This is a genomic window from Fibrobacter sp. UWB3 (assembly GCF_002210405.1).
Taxonomy (GTDB): domain Bacteria; phylum Fibrobacterota; class Fibrobacteria; order Fibrobacterales; family Fibrobacteraceae; genus Fibrobacter.
The window spans coordinates 422,493-439,357 of record NZ_MWQJ01000001.1 but is presented as its reverse complement, the minus strand read 5'-3'; the positions used below and the strand labels follow the sequence as shown (position 1 = coordinate 439,357).

Genomic DNA, 16,865 nt, shown 5'->3' with positions numbered 1-16,865 from the left:
AAGACCCTTTTTCCTGCATTTTCTAATAACTAATAACTATTAACTAATAACTAATTTTCTATATATGAGCTCAAATTGCATTTTTGCCTGGGTCCTGTGACCAGATTCGCCAATTCCACTGGTGCTAGAGCAGTAAACTCGGACAAAAACATGTAATGAAACAAACAATCAAAAAAAAGGAATGGCTACAATGGCTACTATCACTAAAGAAAAGGCTGCAGAACTCACCGCTAAGTTTGGTGCTAACGAAAAGGACACCGGTAACGTCCGCGTTCAGATCGCTATCCTCACGGAAAAGATCAAGAACCTCACCGAACACATCAAGACCAACAAGAAGGACTTCCACTCTCTCCGCGGTCTGTCCATGATGGTTGCAAAGCGCAAGAACCTTCTCAAGTACTACGGCGAAAAGGACATTATCGCTCAGCGTGCATTGATCAAGGATCTCGGTCTCCGCGGCTAATTCTCTGACTGGAGATTTTTATGTCAACAGAAGCTTATCAAGCTAAATACGGCAAGATGCTCGACCCGAAGGAAGTGTCTGTAAACCTTCCGGATGGCCGTGTCATTACGTTTGAAACTGGCCGTATCGCAAAGCAGGCACGTGGTTCTGCTGTCGCCAAGATGGGGGACGCGTTTGTCCTTTCTACCGTTTGCTACGGTGAAGAAAAGGATGGTGACTTCTTCCCTCTGACAGTTGAATACCGCGAAAAGTCTTACGCTGCCGGACGCCTGCCTGGTGGCTATAGCAAGCGCGAACCGGGTCGTCCGAGCGATGAAGAAATTCTTTCTGCTCGTATCATCGACCGTCCGATTCGTCCGATGTTCCCGGAAAACTTCACTCGTGAAGTCCAGGTCATCGTTCAGGTTCTTTCTTCCGACAAGAAGTTCGCTCCGGACGTTCTTGGTGTAAGTGCTGCATCTCTCTCTATTGGTCTTTCTGAACTCCCGTTCGAACAGCAGGTCGCTGCCGTTCGCGTGGCTGTCGTCGATGGCCAGAACATTGTGATGCCGACTTATGACCAGGTTGCCGTGGCCGATCTAGACCTCGTGGTCGCCGGTACGGAAGACTCTGTGTGCATGGTCGAAGGTGGTGCTTACGAAGTGTCCGAAGACACGATGATTGGCGCTATCCTCGCTGGTCACGAAGTCATCAAGCAGATGTGCAAGGCCCAACAAGAACTGGTGGATCGCTGTGCTAAGCCGAAGATGGAACTCAAGCCGAAGTTTGTTGGTGAAGAACACGACAAGCTCGTTGCTACGGTTAAGGAAGTTGTCTGGGACGAACTGAACAAGGACGTCCACTCTAACATGGTGAAGACGGACTTCTATCCGGCTATGGCAGACCTCTGCGCTCGTATGCTCGAAGATCCGCGTATCCTCGCTATCATCGGTGAAGGCGAAGCACAGAATGCTCAGCTCGCTGCAGATGCAAAGGGCATCTTCAGTGACCTCGAACGCACGGCTATGCGCGAAATGATTTTGAACGAAGGCGTTCGTCTTGACGGCCGTACCACGACCGAAGTCCGCCCGATCGAAATCGAAATGGGCGTGCTCCCGCGTGCTCACGGTTCTGCAATCTTCCAGCGTGGCGAAACTCAGGGTCTCGTCATTTGTACGCTTGGAACAAAGGCTGACGAACAACGTTTCGAAAGCTTGCAGGGCGAAGGCGCAAAGAGCTACATGCTCCATTACAACTTCCCGCCGTTCTCCGTCGGTGAATGCAAGAAGCTCGGTCTCTCTCGCCGTGAAATTGGTCACGGTCACTTGGCCGAACGCTCCCTCGCCGCAGTTCTTCCGCTCCCGGAAGACTTCCCGTACACGATCCGCGTGGTTTCTGAAATCATGGAATCCAACGGTTCTTCTTCCATGGCCTCTGTTTGCGGTGGCTGCCTCAGCTTGATGGACGCTGGTGTTCCTATCAAGGCTCCGGTTGCAGGTATCGCCATGGGCCTCATCTCCGAAAAGGGCTCCGTCAAGGAAGGCGGCAAGATCAAGATCTTGTCCGACATTACTGGTACGGAAGACCACCTCGGCGATATGGACTTCAAGGTGACGGGTACTGCTGAAGGTATCACGGCATTCCAGATGGACATCAAGATCCGCGGTATCACCCCGGAACTTATGCGTGAAGCTTTGGAACAGGCTCGTCAGGGCCGTATCCACATTCTCGGTCGCATGGCTGAACTTGGCCTTCCGGCACCGCGTCCGCACGTTTCTGAAAAGGCTCCGACGATGCTCAAGATGCGCATCCCGACCACGAAGATTCGTGACGTTATCGGTTCTGGTGGCTCTGTCATCAAGGGTATGCAGGCTCAGACGGGCTGCACCATCAACATTGACGACAACGGCAATATCGACATCGCCGCCCCGACGGGTAAGGCTGGTGAAGTTTGCCGCCGCATGATCGAAGAACTCACTGCAGAACCGGAACCGGGACGCAAGTACAAGGGCAAGGTCAAGACGATCCAGCCGTTTGGCGCATTCGTCGAAATCCTCCCGGGTCGCGATGGTCTCGTTCACATCTCCGAACTTGCCGACCACCGTGTCGAAAAGGTCGAAGACGTTGTTCACGTTGGTGACGAAGTCGAAGTGCTCTGCCTCGGTGTTGACCCGAAGGGCAAGGTGAAGCTCTCTATGAAGGCTTTGCTCCCTCCGAAGGCTGCCCCGGCTGCTGAAGCTGCTCCGGAAGCACCTGCTGCCGAAGCTCCGACTGAAGCATAGTCTTGGATTAGTCCAAATAGACTCTATTAAGGAAGCGCATGGTTTTGGCCGTGCGTTTCCTTTTTTATATTTAAAATTGTCCTTTTGCAAAATGAACATTTTAGGAGGTGGCTTGTTCATTTTTTGCAAAAATAGATTAGCTTTATAAACGGTAGAATACCGGATGTGGATATGGGTTACATCTATTTAACATTGATGTTTGTTTTGTCCGCTGTCAATTTGGCAGTGCTGTCCCTCCGTTTTCAAAATCAGCGGAACAATTACGTTTATTACGTCTTCTACGCAATACTTGTAGCTAATTTTGGCCATTGGCTGTTGGGCTTTTCGGAATCTGTTGAAGGAGCCATTATCGCTAACAAGGTGAACTACCTTGGCGGGTCCTTCCTCCCGATGTTCATGTTCTTTGCGCTTTTGCAGATCTGCAAGATGAGTATTCCTAAATGGTTGCACTTGTCTTTGATTGTCTTGAGTTTTACAATTTGCGCACTGGCTATGACGGTCGGATATTTCCCGGCGTATTACAAGACAGTGGAATATGTGGTCCAGGCAGGTGTCGGTAACTATGTGGCGACTTATGGATGGGCTCATGGCTTGTTCAATGCCTTCTTGATTGGATTTGTTATCCTGGACATCTGGATTATTGTAAAGGCTCTCCTCAGTCAGAAAATGGTGTCGCTGAAGAATATCATTGCGATGATTGTCGGCGAAATTGCAACCATCCTCTCGTTCTTCTTGGCGCGCTATTTGGGGAGTGACATGCTCATTATGCCGCTACTGTATGTGTTTGACCAAATTCTTTTGCTCTACATTTGCAGTAACGTCAAGTGGTACGATATTACGGAATGTGTGATTGAATCCATTGAAACGGAAAGTTCCTGTGCGTATATGTCTTTCTCGATTGACGGCGCGTATCTTGGTGCCAACCGTATCGCAATGGACTTTTTCCCGGAACTTGCCAAGATGAGAGTGGACGCTCATCTGAAGGGCGAAACCGAGTTGCAGCAACTCATCATGTCCTGGATTGAAAAGTACAGAAAGTCCAAGATCCTGACGGATTACTGCCAAATGACTGAATTCAATCATTCGGGCCGCCATTACAAGTGCGAGGTCAAGGTCTTGAGGCAGGTGCATGGCCGCAATGTTTTCTTGTTCAGAATTGAAGACGATACGCAGGAACAGCAGTACATTGATGCCCTTGGCCGTAGCAATTCCATGTTGCAGAAGAACATGGTGAAAACGGAAAATGAAAAACTCTCGGAACAGGAAAAGCTGATTGTCGGTATGGTGCAGATGGCCGAAAGTCGTGCCGAAAAGGACATGGCTGGCCATATCAAGCGTACAAGTGAAGTCGTAAAGATACTTGTATCGATGATGCGCAAGAAGGGCTTTGAAGACCTGTCCGATAAGTTCCTTGATGTGCTTATCGCAGCTGCGCCGATGTATGACCTTGGCAAGATGGCGATTGACGAAGCCGTTCTCCGTAATGAGGGGCGCTATAATATAGACGATTATGAGATTATGAAAACTCATGCGGAGAAGGGGGCTAACATCATTGAAAAACTCCTTTCCGATGTGAAGGACAATTATTTTGTGCGTGTCGCCAAGAATATGGCGTTATACCATCATGAACGTTGGGATGGCACTGGTTATCCGGAACAGCGTTCTGGGGAAAGCATCCCGATGGAAGCTAGAATCATGGCTTTGGCAGATGTGTACGATGCCTTGGTGAGCAAGCGCTGCTATAAGGAAAGAATGTCGTTTAGGGAAGCTCGCGATGTGATTCTCGCGTCGATGGGGAAGCAGTTTGATCCGCAACTGAAGGATAGTTTCTTGGAATGCCAAGATCAGCTGATGGATTACTATTGTTCCGTAGATCATTGATTGAACTTGTTTGAGAGAGTGGTATGTTTGTTATCTATTACTTGATCGCCATGTGCGTCTTTTCAGGGATAAACGCCTGCCTGCTTTCGTATTTCTATCGCAGGCCGTTAAATACGTATTTTACGGCGTTTTTCTTCTCTATTGTCCTTGCCGATTTTGGGTACCTCTTCTTGGCTCTCTCGACAACGATTGAAGGCGCTATTGTCGCGAACAAAGTGTGCTATCTGGGCGCATGTTTCTTGCCGCTCTTCTTGTTCTTGCTGATTTGCCGTCTTTGCTCGTTCAATTTATCTAGATGGATTAAGCTTGCTTTGTTCCTGTACAGTGCGCTTGTCTTTGCGTTGTCTTGTACTGTAGGCTTTAGCGATGTATTCTATGAATCTGTACGCTATGTTGTCTTGAATGGCTTTGGCAGCTACATGCCGACATATGGCCCTGGGCATGTCTTGTGGAATATCCTGCTGTACTTTTATATGGTGGCCAATGTCGTTGTCATTGTTATTGCCGCAAAGAAAAAACGCAATGTCAGCTATAAGACGTTGATTGCTATTGCCGCCTTGGCTTTTGTTTCGATCGGTGCTTTTATCCTTGCTCGCAACATGGAAAACGACACGTTGCTGATGCCGCTTGTCTACTTGATTGATGAGTTTGTATTGCTCTATGTCTGCGCCTTGGTAAAGATGCATGATGTCATGAATAGCGTGCTTGAATCGCTTGAAGCCGAAAATAAGGCGGCTTACTTGGCATTCTCTCCGAAGGGACTTTATTTTGGCTGTAACGATATTGCAACGCGCTATTTCCCGGAACTTTTGGAATGCCGTGTGGATCATTGCTTGCCGCCGGATACTGAGATCGCTAAGATTTTTAAGGAAGGCATGACGCAGCTGAAAGGCGCAAGTGGCGATAAGATTTACCGTTTTATGTATAGGGAAAGCTATTATAAGGCGGTGATGAGGAATGTTCTCCAGAACAAGAAATTGCAGATTTTGCTGTTCCGCATAGAAGACGAAACCACGATCCGACGTTACATCGAGCGTTTGGATGCGAATAATACGGAGCTTGCTGCCCTTATCAAGAATAACAAGGATCAGATTCGCTTGTTCCACAATCAGATGCTTGTGGGCATGGCCGAAGTCGTCAATAACAGGGATGGCTTTACCGGCGCGCATTTGAAGCGGACTAAGGAAGTCGTCCGTATCCTTGTCTCGAAAATGCAGAAAGACCCGAACTTGAGTTACTCGAAAGAATTTTATGATGATATGATTGCCGCGGCTCCGATGCATGATATTGGTAAAATTGCCATTAAGGATAAGGTGCTTTGCAAGCCGGGCAAATTTACGCCTGAAGAATTTGAAGAAATGAAGAAGCATGCCCAGCAGGGCGCTAACATTATTAATAACCTTCTCTCGAATTACAATTTCCAGAGCAAGCTGTTTGTGGATATCGCTAAAAACATGGCCGGCTATCATCATGAACGTTGGGATGGCAGTGGTTATCCGGATGGCTTGAAGGGCGAAAATATTCCGCTGGAAGCACGTGTGATGGCTGTTGCGGACGTGTATGATGCTCTCGTGAGTAAGCGGTGCTACAAGGAAGCGTTCTCTTTTGAAGATGCCTATAATATCATCGATCAGTCGATGGGTAAGCATTTTGATCCGAGTCTCAAGAAGTATTTTGATCAGAGCCGTGAAGAGCTTGAAGAATATTACCGAAAGGAATGTGCAGAAGAAAGGGTTGAAGAGAAAAACACTGCTCCGGACAATGCTGCTGCCGAGATTGAGAAAAATTGATGCTTTTGCGCTTGTGACTAAGGCTTGAAAATGCGAAAATATTTTTTTCGCGCTTTGCTCACGTTATGTAAAATTTCTAGATTTTCGGCATGCTAGATTTTACTACACTTCCGTATGTTGATGACCGTTTTAAGGCGGTTCGCAGGGAAACTGTTCAGGTCCGCGTAGGCGAGGCCTTGATAGGGGGCAACGCCCCCATTTTAGTTCAATCCATGACGACGACCAAGCCGAAGGACGTGGACGAAACCGTCCGCCAGACGCTTGCTCTTGCTAAGGTAGGATGTGGCTTGGTTCGCATCACGACTCCGACTTTTGCCGATGCTGCAGGGCTTGAAGAAGTCATGAAGCGCGTGCGCGCAGCTGGTTGCACGGTGCCTGTTTCTGCAGACATCCATTTCCAGCCGAAAGCTGCATTTGAAGCGCTCAAGTGGGTCGAAAAGGTCCGCATCAATCCGGGTAACTTTGTGGATACCGGTATTTTGACGCTCGACCAGCAGACGGACAAGTTGTTTGACGAAGGCAAGGAAAAGGTTGCCGAAGCATTTACGCCGTTTGTGCAGGAGGCTAAGCGCCTCGGCCGTGCGATTCGCATTGGCGTGAATCACGGCTCGCTTTCGGCACGTATGATTTACCGCTATGGCGACACCGTGGAAGGCATGGTGGAAAGCGCCTTGGAATATTTGGCAGTTTGCGAAGCTGAACATTTTGACCAGGTGGTCTTGAGCCTCAAGTCGAGCAATCCGCGTGTGGCTATTGCCGCTTATCGTTTGCTCGCTGCACGCTTGAAGCAGGAAAACTTCAAGCCGTATCCGTTCCACGTGGGCGTGACGGAAGCGGGTGCCGGTGCAGATGGTCGTCTGAAGTCTGCTGCTGGCATTGGCGCTTTGTTGCTCGACGGCCTTGCCGATACGATTCGCGTTTCGCTTACCGAAGATCCGGTGGCCGAAGTTCCTGTTGCCCAGGACTTGATTGAAGCTTGCGAACTCAAGGCTGATGCTCCGAAGTTTGAAGTGCCGGTGTTCAAGAAGGACCCGTATCATTATGAACGTCGCGAATCTTCTGTGGTGAAGATTGCTGGCGTGGAAATTGGCGGTAGCCTTCCGGTGAAGGTGGGCGTGAAGTCTGATGCTGCAAGCCTCACGGGTGAACGCCGTGGTCCTGAATTTGCTTTGGCTGGCTTTGATGCTTCTGCCGGTGCAAACATCGTGACGTTCAAGGACGCTATGGATGTGGCTGGCTTTGCTGCAAATCCGAGTGCAGTTCCGGCAGGTTCGATTTTCTGCTACACGGGTAGCGATATGGTCTATGGCGTGCGTGCGCTGGCCTCTGCTTTGGCTGCTGCTGACCGCAAGGACCCGATTCTCCTTTATGCAAAGATTGGCAGTTCCGATAAGGACATGCTCCGCGTTTCTGCGGACTTTGGAAGCCTTTTGACGGATGGCCTTGGCGATGCCGTTGTGATTGACGGTTACAAGAGCGCTAAGGAATCTGTTGCACTCGCATTTGATATTTTGCAGGCGGCCGCGTGCCGCCGCAGCAAGACGAACTTTATCAGTTGCCCGGGCTGCGGTCGCACGCTGTACGACATTCGCAAGGTGCTTGGCAAGATTAAGGAACGCTTTGGTCACTTGCAGGATATTTCCATCGCCGTGATGGGCTGCATTGTGAACGGCCCGGGCGAAATGGCGGACGCCGACTTCGGCTACGTCGGAGGTGGCCCCGGCCGCATTACGCTTTTTGAAGGCAAGACCGCAGTGAAAAAGAACATCCCTGAAGAGAACGCGATTGAAGAACTCGTGAATCTTCTCAAGGAAAAAGGTCGCTGGGTGGAACCGTAAAAGTTTTAACTTAAAACAAAGGAATGAAAAATGGCAACTATTAAGACAATGAACAACATTTCCAAGAAAGGCTTGGGCTTGTTTGGCCCGTTCTACCAGATTTCCGATTCTATCGAAAATCCGGATGCTATCTTGGTGCGTTCTGCTCAGGTCGATACGGATAATTACGATGGCCTTTTGGCCGTCGCTCGCGCCGGTGCTGGCGTGAACAACATCACGATTGACAAAGCTTCTGCAAAGGGCATTTGCGTGTTCAACACTCCGGGTGCAAACGCAAACGCTGTTGCTGAACTCGTGATGACCGTGCTCGGCATGGCTGTCCGTAACGCTGACAAGGCTGCTGCTTGGGTCAAGAATCTCGATGTGAACGATCCGGATCTCGCAAAGACTGTTGAAAGCGGCAAGAAGAAGTTTGCTGGTATGGAACTTGCCGGCAAGACTCTCGGTGTTGTTGGCCTCGGCAAGATCGGTGTGCTCGTTGCTAACTATGCCCGTTGGAAGAACATGCGCGTGGTCGCTTACGAACCGTATCCGAACGCAAATAACATGCATGAACTTTCTAACAAGGTCGAAATTGCTGACCTCGACACCGTGATTGCAAGCTCTGACTTCCTCACGGTTCACGTTCCGTTCATCAAGGGCGTTACCGAAAACCTTCTCAACCGCAAGAACCTCGCACAGTTCAAGGGTTCCTACATCATGAACTTTGCTCGTGGCGGCATTGTTGAAATGGATCCGGTGAACGAAATGCTCGCTTCTGGTTCCCTCCAGGGCTACCTCTGCGACTTCCCGACTGCAGACCTCATCAAGAACGACAAGGTCACTTGCTTCCCGCACCTCGGCGCTTCTACTGAAGAAGCTGAAGAAAACTGCGCAGTCATGGCTGTTGAAGAATTGAAGGACTACATCGAATACGGTTGCGTCCGCAATTCCGTGAACTTCCCGGCACTCGTCGATCATCCGCATGCTGGCATCAAGAGCCGCGTGGTCGTAATCAACCAGGACGTTCCGAACATGATTTCTGAAATCACGAAGGTGTTCGGTGCTGAAGGTATCAACATTGCTTCTTTCAGCAACAAGAGCAATGGCAAGATCGGTTACAACCTCGTTGACGTTGAAAGCAAGGTCGATGATTCCATCGTCGAAAAGCTCTCCAAGCTCGACAAGGTCATCAAGGTTCGCGTAATCCACTTCTAATAGGATTACTCGTACATTTTCTCGATTTGTTCGGCGTACCGTTTTTCAGCAACGGTGCGCCGAATTTTTAATGTGGGCGTCAAAAGCCCGGATTCAATTGTGAGCTCATCGCCAACCAGAGTCCATTTGCGAATTTGTTCCCAATGGTTCAGCTTTTTGTTGATATGCTCAATATGACGATTGATGGAATTCAAAATAAGCGGTGACTTTAGCGCGTTTTCGACATCGTAATCTTCGTTTTGCGGTTTGAGCATACGGCGGGCGCCTACAGGGTTTAGCCAGATTATGGCCGATGCAAACTTGCGGTCATTGGCAATGACGAGCGCCTGTTCTACGAGCGGATGACGCGTGATTTCAAGCTCGATGGGGTTTGGGCTTACGTATTTACCAGTGCTTGTTTTTAGCAGTTCCTTGATGCGTCCAGTAAAATAAAGGAATCCATCTTTGTCAAAGTAGCCTTGATCCCCTGTGTGGTAAAATCCATCGGGCGTGAAAATGTTGCTATTCAAGTCGGGGCGATTGTGGTAGCCCTTAAAAACGCTTTCTCCACGAACTAGGATTTCGCTGCAATTACCGATTTTTACATCGAGATGGGCTAGCGGCTTGCCGATGGATCCTGGCTTTATGGCTTGTTTGCAATTTGCAGAAACAACGGGGGAACATTCCGTCATGCCGTAGCCTTCGAAAACGGGCAGGCCGATGTTCAAAAGGAATCGCAAAATAGACTTGTTCAAGGCGCTGCTGCCCGAGATGATCATTCGGAAATTGCCACCGACAGCATTCCTCATTTTTTTGTAGACAAGTCGATTGAATACCCAATGGAGTGGTTCGAATCGCCTATTTGGGTCTTTGATCTTTGCAATTTTAATGGCTTGCTTGATCAGGAAACGCTTGATGCCTTTGGCGCGGTCTGAGGATGTCGTCATGCTTTCGTAAAGACGCTCGAGAATGCGCGGGACGACAATCATGATGGAGGGGCGGACTTCGCGCAGAATGTGCGAAAGATTTTTGGGATTGTCACCAAAGTAAATGGCAACTCCGCTTAGTGTGTAAAAATAGACCGCCATGCGTTCGAGAACATGTGCTACCGGTAGGATTGTGAGACATGTGTCTTTTTTGATGTCGAATCGGAACATCGGCTTGATGTTCTGAATTTGTACCAACATGTTCCGGTGCGTTAGCTCAACGCCTTTGGGGCGTCCTGTAGAACCGCTTGTATAAATGATGCTGAAAATGTCATCAGGATTTGTGGTTGCAAGCTGGTTGTCTATCCATTTGGCACGAAATGGATCAGCGAGTGCATCAAGCCCTCGTCTAAGGAGTTCATCCCAGTAAATTCCGTTGTCAGGGAGGAATGATTCACTGTCGATGCAAATGATTTTTGAAAAAAGGGGTATTAAATCGTAAAGAGGTTCATCAAGTTCTTCGAAAGAATTGATGATGAGTATCTTGATATTGCTATCGATGCTCTGGTACGCAAAGTTTTCCGATGAAATGTTTGGAAAAAGCGGTACAACGCGTGCGTGGTTCAGTTGAACGGCGATGTCTGCGATAATCCAGTTTGGAGAACTTGGCGCGATAATGCCGACGCTTTCTTTTTCTTTTAGCCCGAGCGAATTTAAGGCGAGTGCAAGTGCCTTGGTGTTGCGTTTGAGTGTTTCTTTGGAATAGTGGATCCACTCGCCGTTCTTACGGTGATGCCATCCTTTAAAATCGGCTCTGTCGCAGTTCGCAAAGAACATGGACGGCAGAGATGTGAATTCCAACGACTCCATACTTTTAAAATAACATTCTATTTTGCAATAGCTCATTTTTTTTGAAAAATTTCAGTATATTATGGATATGCTGAAAAAGTTGAGCGATTACGAAAAAGAACTTTTGAAAATGGTTGCGGCAGGGGCGCCTTTGACGGCGGAACAGCTCTTGTCGGTGCGGACGCACATCGGCTTTTTTCAGCATGAGCGTTTGGTGCACGAGCTCGTGATGATCTTGTTTGCGCTTTTGACCGTTGGCGGGATTCTTTTCTTGGTGGTTGTGCCGGAAATACCGGTGCTTGCGTTGGACGTACTTTTCTTTGCGCTCTTGGTGCCGTACGTGAAGCATTACTACGGGCTTGAGAATGGGGTGCAAAGGCTGTATGACGTGTACGATAAATTGGAAAAATTGTAGGAATGGCGACCCCGGCACTCCGGAACATGTCCGGGGCAAGCTCAGGCCGGGGTGACAGTTCGGAGGCAATGAAAAAAAGCAAGTCCATGGGGACTTGCTTTTAAAATTCGATGGATCCTGTCTTGCCATAACAAGAGGGAGGTGCCCGGTCAAGCCGGGCATGACAATTCATTACTTCTTCGGGGTGATGAATTCCAAACCACCCCGATGAGCGGGCAAGGTTTCTTGCGAAACCTCGCACTCGGATTTTTCTTGCGAAAAATCCTCACTACATGGTTAGGCTTTCGGTTTGATAAACTCAAGCCCACCCATGTACGGACGCAGTACTTCAGGAATCTTGAGCGAGCCGTCTTTCTGCTGGTAGTTGTCGCAGATGCCGACCATCACGCGCGGAGTGGCGAGGCCAGAACCGTTAAGCGTGTGGAGGTAGACGTTCTTGCCGTTGACCTTCGTCTTGATGTTGGCGCGGCGTGCCTGGTAGTCTTCGAAGTTCGAGCAGGAGCTGACTTCGAGCCACTTCTTTTCGACCGGAGCGTAAACTTCGAGGTCATAGCACTTGGCTGCACCGAAACCGAGGTCGCCCTTGCAGAGTGCAAGGCGGTGGTACGGGAGGCCGAGCTTTTCGAGGAGCTTTTCGCCGAAGCGGGTGAGTTCTTCGTGGTCTTCATAGCTGTGTTCCGGATGAGCGAAGTAGACCATTTCAACCTTGTTGAACTGGTGCAAGCGGAGAAGACCTCGGGTGTCCTTGCCGTAGCTGCCAGCTTCGCGGCGGAAGCAAGCGGAGTAGGCGCAGATGCGCTTCGGGAGTTCAGATTCCGGAATCACTTCGCCAGAGTAGAGGTTGGTGAGCGGAACTTCTGCAGTCGGAATGAGGAACAGGTCGTCATCCTTGTCGCAACGGTACATGTCTTCTTCGAACTTCGGGAGCTGACCCGTGCCACGCATGGTGTTGCGGGTAACGAGGTACGGCGGAGTGAATTCTTCGAAACCGGCCTTCTGGTGTTCGTCGAGGAAGAACTGGATGAGGGCGCGTTCGAGGCGAGAGCCGAGACCGCGGTAAACCGGGAAGCCGGATCCAGAAATCTTGGCGCCACGTTCAAAGTCAAAAATGCCAAGGCGTTCGCCGAGAGTCTTGTGGTCAACGCGGGCGAAGTCATCGTTCTTGGTGTAGTAGTCAAACGGGATCGGGCCGTCTTTTTCGACAACGTTATCGCTGGAGTCCTTGCCTTCCGGAGAACGCGGAGCGATGTTCGGAACGTGCATGAGCATTTCGGTCTGCTTGTAGTCAAGTTCCTTGAGCTTCTTGTCGAGTTCATCAATCTTGTTGCCGAGTTCGCGTGTTGCGGCCTGGGCTTCGTCTGCGTTTTCGCCCTTCTTCTTGAGTTCGCCAATGCGCTTGGACTGGGCGTTGCGTTCGCTCTTGAGGCGTTCGACTTCGGTGAGCAGCGGGCGACGTTCGTTATCAACGGCGAGCACGTCACGAAGGCTTACGGTTGTATATTTCTTTTCTGTTTCAGCAATATAATATTCCGGATTTTCGCGGATCTTTTTAATATCAAGCATTTTATGCCTCTGTTGAAAATTTTACGAGGGGAAATTTAGCAAAAGGCGAGTGCCGCGGCAAAACAATTTTTTGTTTTGACATGGCTGAGCCGAGCTAAACGCGCTCAGAATGAGCGCCAATTTAGAAACTTTTGCGTAAGGCGAGTGAAACGGGACTGTTTACAGTCCCACTTTTGAGCCTAGCAAAAGACACTCGAAGAGTGTCAAAGGCGAGTGCCGCGGCAAAAGTGTGCAAGGCGAGAAAGCGTAAAAAACTTGTTTTTGCATTTTCAATAACTAACGACTATAGACTAATGACCAATGACTCTTTATTTAGTTCATCTGTTGTTTGCGTTTACACCGGTAATTGAGCGGGACGTGTTGTCCCGAAATTTTTTGAATATACATTATAACTTGGGAAAGGAAGAGAACAATGGGTAAACAAGGAAGGAATCTAGAGGAGTACAAACATGAAATTTCCTTTACTGCTTTTAGTGGCCGCGTCGTTCTCTTTTGCCCAATGGGGCGGTGGTGGCGGAAAATCGCTAAACGACTATAAAAAAGAATCGGTGTCGGGGAGAGATATCCACGTGTATGCGCCGAGCAACCTTGCGCCAAAGAGCCCGTTGCTCATTTCGTGCCATGGCATGGACCAAGACCCCAATTACCAGCAGTCCAATACGCATTGGGAAGCGGTTGCCGATACGGCGGGATTTGTCGTCGTGTATCCTAGAGGTGGGACAGGGATGAGTACCTGGGATATTAGCGGTGACAAGGATACAAAATGGGTGGTGCAAATTATCGAACAGATGGTCAAGGAATATGACATTGACCAAAAGCGTGTTTACCTTTCGGGATTCTCAATGGGGGGCATGTTCACTTACCATGCTATGAGCAAGATTGCAGATAAAATAGCGGCGTTTGCGCCAACATCTGGTACAAATGTGATGGGTGCGTCAAAGGCGATGCGTCCTGTGCCTATCATTCACCCGCATGGAACAAGTGACGATGTCTTGAATTACAGCCAGGTTGAAGGCTTTATCAAGAATTACCGTGATCAGTTCCATTGCCCGTCTCAGGCCGAAGTTCAAAATAATTATCCCAATAGTGAAAACAGGGCGACGATGTATACTTGGGGCCCTTGCGATGAAGGTGTTTATATTAAACACCTTAAGCTTGAAGGCCGTGGCCATAGCCCTTCCAAGGCCGATGTTTCTGACATCTGGAATTTCGTGAAACAGTATTCTCTGGATGGTGCCTCGATTACGCCGTCGATTGAAGTTCCTACAAACAGGGATTCCGTGTTTAACGGCTCTTTCTCGGATTCGCTTAAGCTTGCTGGCTGGACTTTGCAGCAACATAGCGGCGAAGGATCCTTGAAGTTGACTGAAGGCAAGGCCGAAATCAACGTGACCAAGACGGGTACGAATGCATATGACATTCAGATGATCCAGAACGGAGTTCATTACGAAAAAGGTCAAAGCTACAAGGTAACTTTTGATGCCTATGCTTCTGTGGCAAGAATGCTCGAAGTGAATATCGAAAAGGATACGGATCCATGGACGAGTTACTTGGGCGAGGCAAAAACTTTTGATCTCGGCACTGAGAAAAAGAATTTTGAAATTGTGTTCACGATGAATGAGGCTACGGACGAAAATGGTCGTGTTTCCTTTAATGCCGGCCTTGCCACGGGTAGTGTATTCATTGACAACGTTGTGCTTAGCAAAGTTGATGGCACGATTGGTATTGCAAACGATGTCCGCGTGCTCTCTGGCGAAAGAACGCTTGATGTCTACAATATGAAGGGTGGCTTAGTATGTCGGCTGAAGGGAACCTGTTTGGGCGATGTCCAGTCGAAATTGAATTCGATGAAGCTTGAAAAGGGCTTGTATGTTGTAAAGAAAGGCTCTTTCAACAAGATTTTCTCTGTGAAATAGCAGAAACCGGTTAAAACGTATTATGTGAAGTCCATGGCAATTTTGTTGTCATGGATTTTTTTTGTCCCATTTATTACATTTTGTAACATGATTTTTTGCAAGAATATTTCTCGCCTGTTTTGTGCTTTGATCGTGGCGATGGCTGCGTGCATGCTTTCTGGTTGCTATAGCTTTACCGCGAGTACGCTCCCGAGCCATATCAAGACGGTTAACATCCATGAGGTTGATGATAAAACTCTAGATCCGGTGCTTGCCAATAACATTCATACCGCAGTTGTTGATATGTTCAAGCGTAATGCTGGCGGTGTGCGCCTCGTCAATGATAATGCCAATGCCGATTTTGAAATAACTCTGTTAAGCTATTCGAACAAGCCCGAAAACTACAACAGCAATAGTGATGTCGAAACGTACCGCGTCACGATTCGTGTTGAAGTTAAGTTTTACGATAACGTAAAAGAAAGAATCATCTACGAGAGCAAGTCCCTTTCGGCAGATGGTGTTTATGACGTCCAAGCGAACGAGACCGAAGACCGCCATGGTCAGACGCGTGCCGTTGAAAAACTCCAGGACTTGATTGTCTCGAACGCCCTTGCCAAGTGGTAATAAAAAAAAGCGACTCGGCAATATCGTAGGAATACGCATCTTGCCGAGTCTGGGGTTGGTTTGGAGTATTACAAATATGCTTAATTTTGTCGCTTTTGTTAAGCCCTGCTTTGAATAATACCCCCAAAAAGTTGCGAATAATCACATTTGCTATAGAAAATCTTGTAGCGTAACGGGCTTTTCGTTGAGCAGAGCTTCGGTGAGTGTGCTGCCCTTGTAGGTGAGCTTTAGCGAAAAGAACGGTTCGCCGCGTTCCAGGAGGGCTAGGAATATCAGGTCGCCGTCCCAATGGGGGAGTTCCTTCACTTTTTGCTTGTCCACCCATTCCAGTACGCCTTCGTCGCACTCCTTGATGGAGCCTGTAAATTCGGTTGCGGTAAAGAGGTGCATGAATTCGGTCTGGTCCATGCCGTCGCTGATGAACGTGACGATGCCGCGGTACTTGGGGCGGATGAGTGTGAGCCCTGTTTCTTCGAGTGCTTCGCGGTGGATGCAATCTTCGGGCGATTCCCATTCTTCGAACTTTCCGCCAATGCCGATCCACTTGTCCTTGTTGATGTCGTTTTTCTTTTTGATGCGGTGGAGCAGCAGATACTTGCCGTCTTGTTCGATATAGCATAGGGTTGTATTGATCATGTACAGAAATATAGAATTGTTTGCATTTAAGCACATTTTTTGAGGCTTTTTGCAGAAATGTTGGCAAATTCCGCAATATAAATGTATAATTATCGTATGATTTACGAAACTTTTGGCTGGTACTATGCAGAATTGGGTTAAAGAAATCGTCGTAGATTCAAAATTTGAAAATGTTAGGACTTTGACTGATTTTGTTGAAAGCTCCTTGGAGCCGCTGAATCCGTCGCCTAAGGCTATCATGCAGATTGGCGTAGCCATTGATGAACTGTTCAGTAACGTTGTTCGCTATTCTGGTTCGTCGAATATGAAACTTATCCTGAATGTCAATGAAGATGTGCTGACTGCAAAGCTGACCTTTATTGATGAGGGGGTGGAATACGATCCGCTGAAGAAAACGGATCCGGACGTTTCGCTCTCGGCGGAAGACCGTGAAATTGGCGGGCTCGGAATATTCCTCGTGAAGAAAATCATGGATGGCGTTGAGTACAAACGTGATGGTGAGAAGAATGTTTTAACTGTTGTTAAAAAACTGGGTTAATTTATTACAG

13 protein-coding genes are annotated in these 16,865 nt (G+C 48.5%); 10 read left to right on the top strand and 3 right to left on the bottom strand.

The window, feature by feature from the left end; translation table 11 throughout:
- Positions 1-190 precede the first annotated feature (190 nt).
- From rpsO to B7991_RS01805, 6 genes are all read left to right on the top strand, one after another.
- Positions 191-463, top strand: coding sequence for a 30S ribosomal protein S15 (rpsO, locus tag B7991_RS01830; RefSeq protein ID WP_014547011.1), 273 nt, complete (start codon positions 191-193; stop codon positions 461-463).
- A 20-nt stretch (positions 464-483) separates the two neighbouring features.
- Complete coding sequence (gene pnp / locus B7991_RS01825) at positions 484-2,724, top strand: polyribonucleotide nucleotidyltransferase (protein WP_088629322.1); 2,241 nt, start codon at positions 484-486, stop codon at positions 2,722-2,724.
- A 171-nt stretch (positions 2,725-2,895) separates the two neighbouring features.
- Positions 2,896-4,605 (top strand): HD domain-containing phosphohydrolase, encoded by a 1,710-nt coding sequence (locus B7991_RS01820; RefSeq protein ID WP_088629321.1) that lies wholly within the window; start codon positions 2,896-2,898, stop codon positions 4,603-4,605.
- A gap of 23 nt (positions 4,606-4,628) precedes the next feature.
- A complete protein-coding gene (locus tag B7991_RS01815; protein ID WP_088629320.1) occupies positions 4,629-6,395 on the top strand; it encodes an HD domain-containing phosphohydrolase in 1,767 nt (588 codons plus the stop codon).
- Between the two features lie 89 nt (positions 6,396-6,484).
- Positions 6,485-8,233, top strand: coding sequence for a (E)-4-hydroxy-3-methylbut-2-enyl-diphosphate synthase (ispG, locus tag B7991_RS01810; RefSeq protein WP_088629319.1), 1,749 nt, complete (start codon positions 6,485-6,487; stop codon positions 8,231-8,233).
- A 30-nt stretch (positions 8,234-8,263) separates the two neighbouring features.
- Positions 8,264-9,430 (top strand): phosphoglycerate dehydrogenase, encoded by a 1,167-nt coding sequence (locus B7991_RS01805; protein WP_088629318.1) that lies wholly within the window; start codon positions 8,264-8,266, stop codon positions 9,428-9,430.
- Between the two features lie 5 nt (positions 9,431-9,435).
- Here B7991_RS01805 and B7991_RS01800 read toward each other — a convergent pair whose 3' ends face one another.
- Complete coding sequence (locus B7991_RS01800; RefSeq protein ID WP_235002927.1) at positions 9,436-11,205, bottom strand: long-chain fatty acid--CoA ligase; 1,770 nt, start codon at positions 11,203-11,205, stop codon at positions 9,436-9,438.
- Positions 11,206-11,266: 61 nt separating this feature from the next.
- Here B7991_RS01800 and B7991_RS01795 point away from each other — a divergent pair, with 61 nt between their 5' ends.
- Positions 11,267-11,599 (top strand): hypothetical protein, encoded by a 333-nt coding sequence (locus B7991_RS01795; RefSeq protein ID WP_088629316.1) that lies wholly within the window; start codon positions 11,267-11,269, stop codon positions 11,597-11,599.
- A gap of 276 nt (positions 11,600-11,875) precedes the next feature.
- On the opposite strand, the gene serS is transcribed toward B7991_RS01795, so the two are convergent.
- Positions 11,876-13,162 (bottom strand): serine--tRNA ligase, encoded by a 1,287-nt coding sequence (serS, locus tag B7991_RS01790; protein ID WP_072827301.1) that lies wholly within the window; start codon positions 13,160-13,162, stop codon positions 11,876-11,878.
- A 449-nt stretch (positions 13,163-13,611) separates the two neighbouring features.
- Here serS and B7991_RS01785 point away from each other — a divergent pair, with 449 nt between their 5' ends.
- Together B7991_RS01785 and B7991_RS01780 are read left to right on the top strand one after the other, a co-directional pair.
- Positions 13,612-15,078, top strand: a complete 1,467-nt coding sequence (locus tag B7991_RS01785) for a carbohydrate binding domain-containing protein (protein ID WP_088629315.1) — start codon at positions 13,612-13,614, stop codon at positions 15,076-15,078.
- Between the two features lie 87 nt (positions 15,079-15,165).
- A complete protein-coding gene (locus B7991_RS01780; RefSeq protein ID WP_088629456.1) occupies positions 15,166-15,681 on the top strand; it encodes an LptE family protein in 516 nt (171 codons plus the stop codon).
- 150 nt (positions 15,682-15,831) lie between these two features.
- Here B7991_RS01780 and B7991_RS01775 read toward each other — a convergent pair whose 3' ends face one another.
- Positions 15,832-16,317 (bottom strand): 8-oxo-dGTP diphosphatase, encoded by a 486-nt coding sequence (locus tag B7991_RS01775; RefSeq protein WP_085492312.1) that lies wholly within the window; start codon positions 16,315-16,317, stop codon positions 15,832-15,834.
- Positions 16,318-16,441: 124 nt separating this feature from the next.
- Between B7991_RS01775 and B7991_RS01770 the strand changes: the two genes are divergently transcribed.
- A complete protein-coding gene (locus B7991_RS01770) occupies positions 16,442-16,855 on the top strand; it encodes an ATP-binding protein (RefSeq protein ID WP_088629314.1) in 414 nt (137 codons plus the stop codon).
- Positions 16,856-16,865 lie beyond the last annotated feature (10 nt).

Coding starts and splice junctions, on each gene's coding strand:
- rpsO (WP_014547011.1), top strand. CDS start 191: ATGGCTACTATCACTAAAGAAAAGGCTGCAGAACTCACCGCTAAGTTT.
- pnp (WP_088629322.1), top strand. CDS start 484: ATGTCAACAGAAGCTTATCAAGCTAAATACGGCAAGATGCTCGACCCG.
- B7991_RS01820 (WP_088629321.1), top strand. CDS start 2,896: ATGGGTTACATCTATTTAACATTGATGTTTGTTTTGTCCGCTGTCAAT.
- B7991_RS01815 (WP_088629320.1), top strand. CDS start 4,629: ATGTTTGTTATCTATTACTTGATCGCCATGTGCGTCTTTTCAGGGATA.
- ispG (WP_088629319.1), top strand. CDS start 6,485: ATGCTAGATTTTACTACACTTCCGTATGTTGATGACCGTTTTAAGGCG.
- B7991_RS01805 (WP_088629318.1), top strand. CDS start 8,264: ATGGCAACTATTAAGACAATGAACAACATTTCCAAGAAAGGCTTGGGC.
- B7991_RS01800 (WP_235002927.1), bottom strand. CDS start 11,205: ATGGAGTCGTTGGAATTCACATCTCTGCCGTCCATGTTCTTTGCGAAC.
- B7991_RS01795 (WP_088629316.1), top strand. CDS start 11,267: ATGGATATGCTGAAAAAGTTGAGCGATTACGAAAAAGAACTTTTGAAA.
- serS (WP_072827301.1), bottom strand. CDS start 13,162: ATGCTTGATATTAAAAAGATCCGCGAAAATCCGGAATATTATATTGCT.
- B7991_RS01785 (WP_088629315.1), top strand. CDS start 13,612: ATGAAATTTCCTTTACTGCTTTTAGTGGCCGCGTCGTTCTCTTTTGCC.
- B7991_RS01780 (WP_088629456.1), top strand. CDS start 15,166: ATGATTTTTTGCAAGAATATTTCTCGCCTGTTTTGTGCTTTGATCGTG.
- B7991_RS01775 (WP_085492312.1), bottom strand. CDS start 16,317: ATGATCAATACAACCCTATGCTATATCGAACAAGACGGCAAGTATCTG.
- B7991_RS01770 (WP_088629314.1), top strand. CDS start 16,442: ATGCAGAATTGGGTTAAAGAAATCGTCGTAGATTCAAAATTTGAAAAT.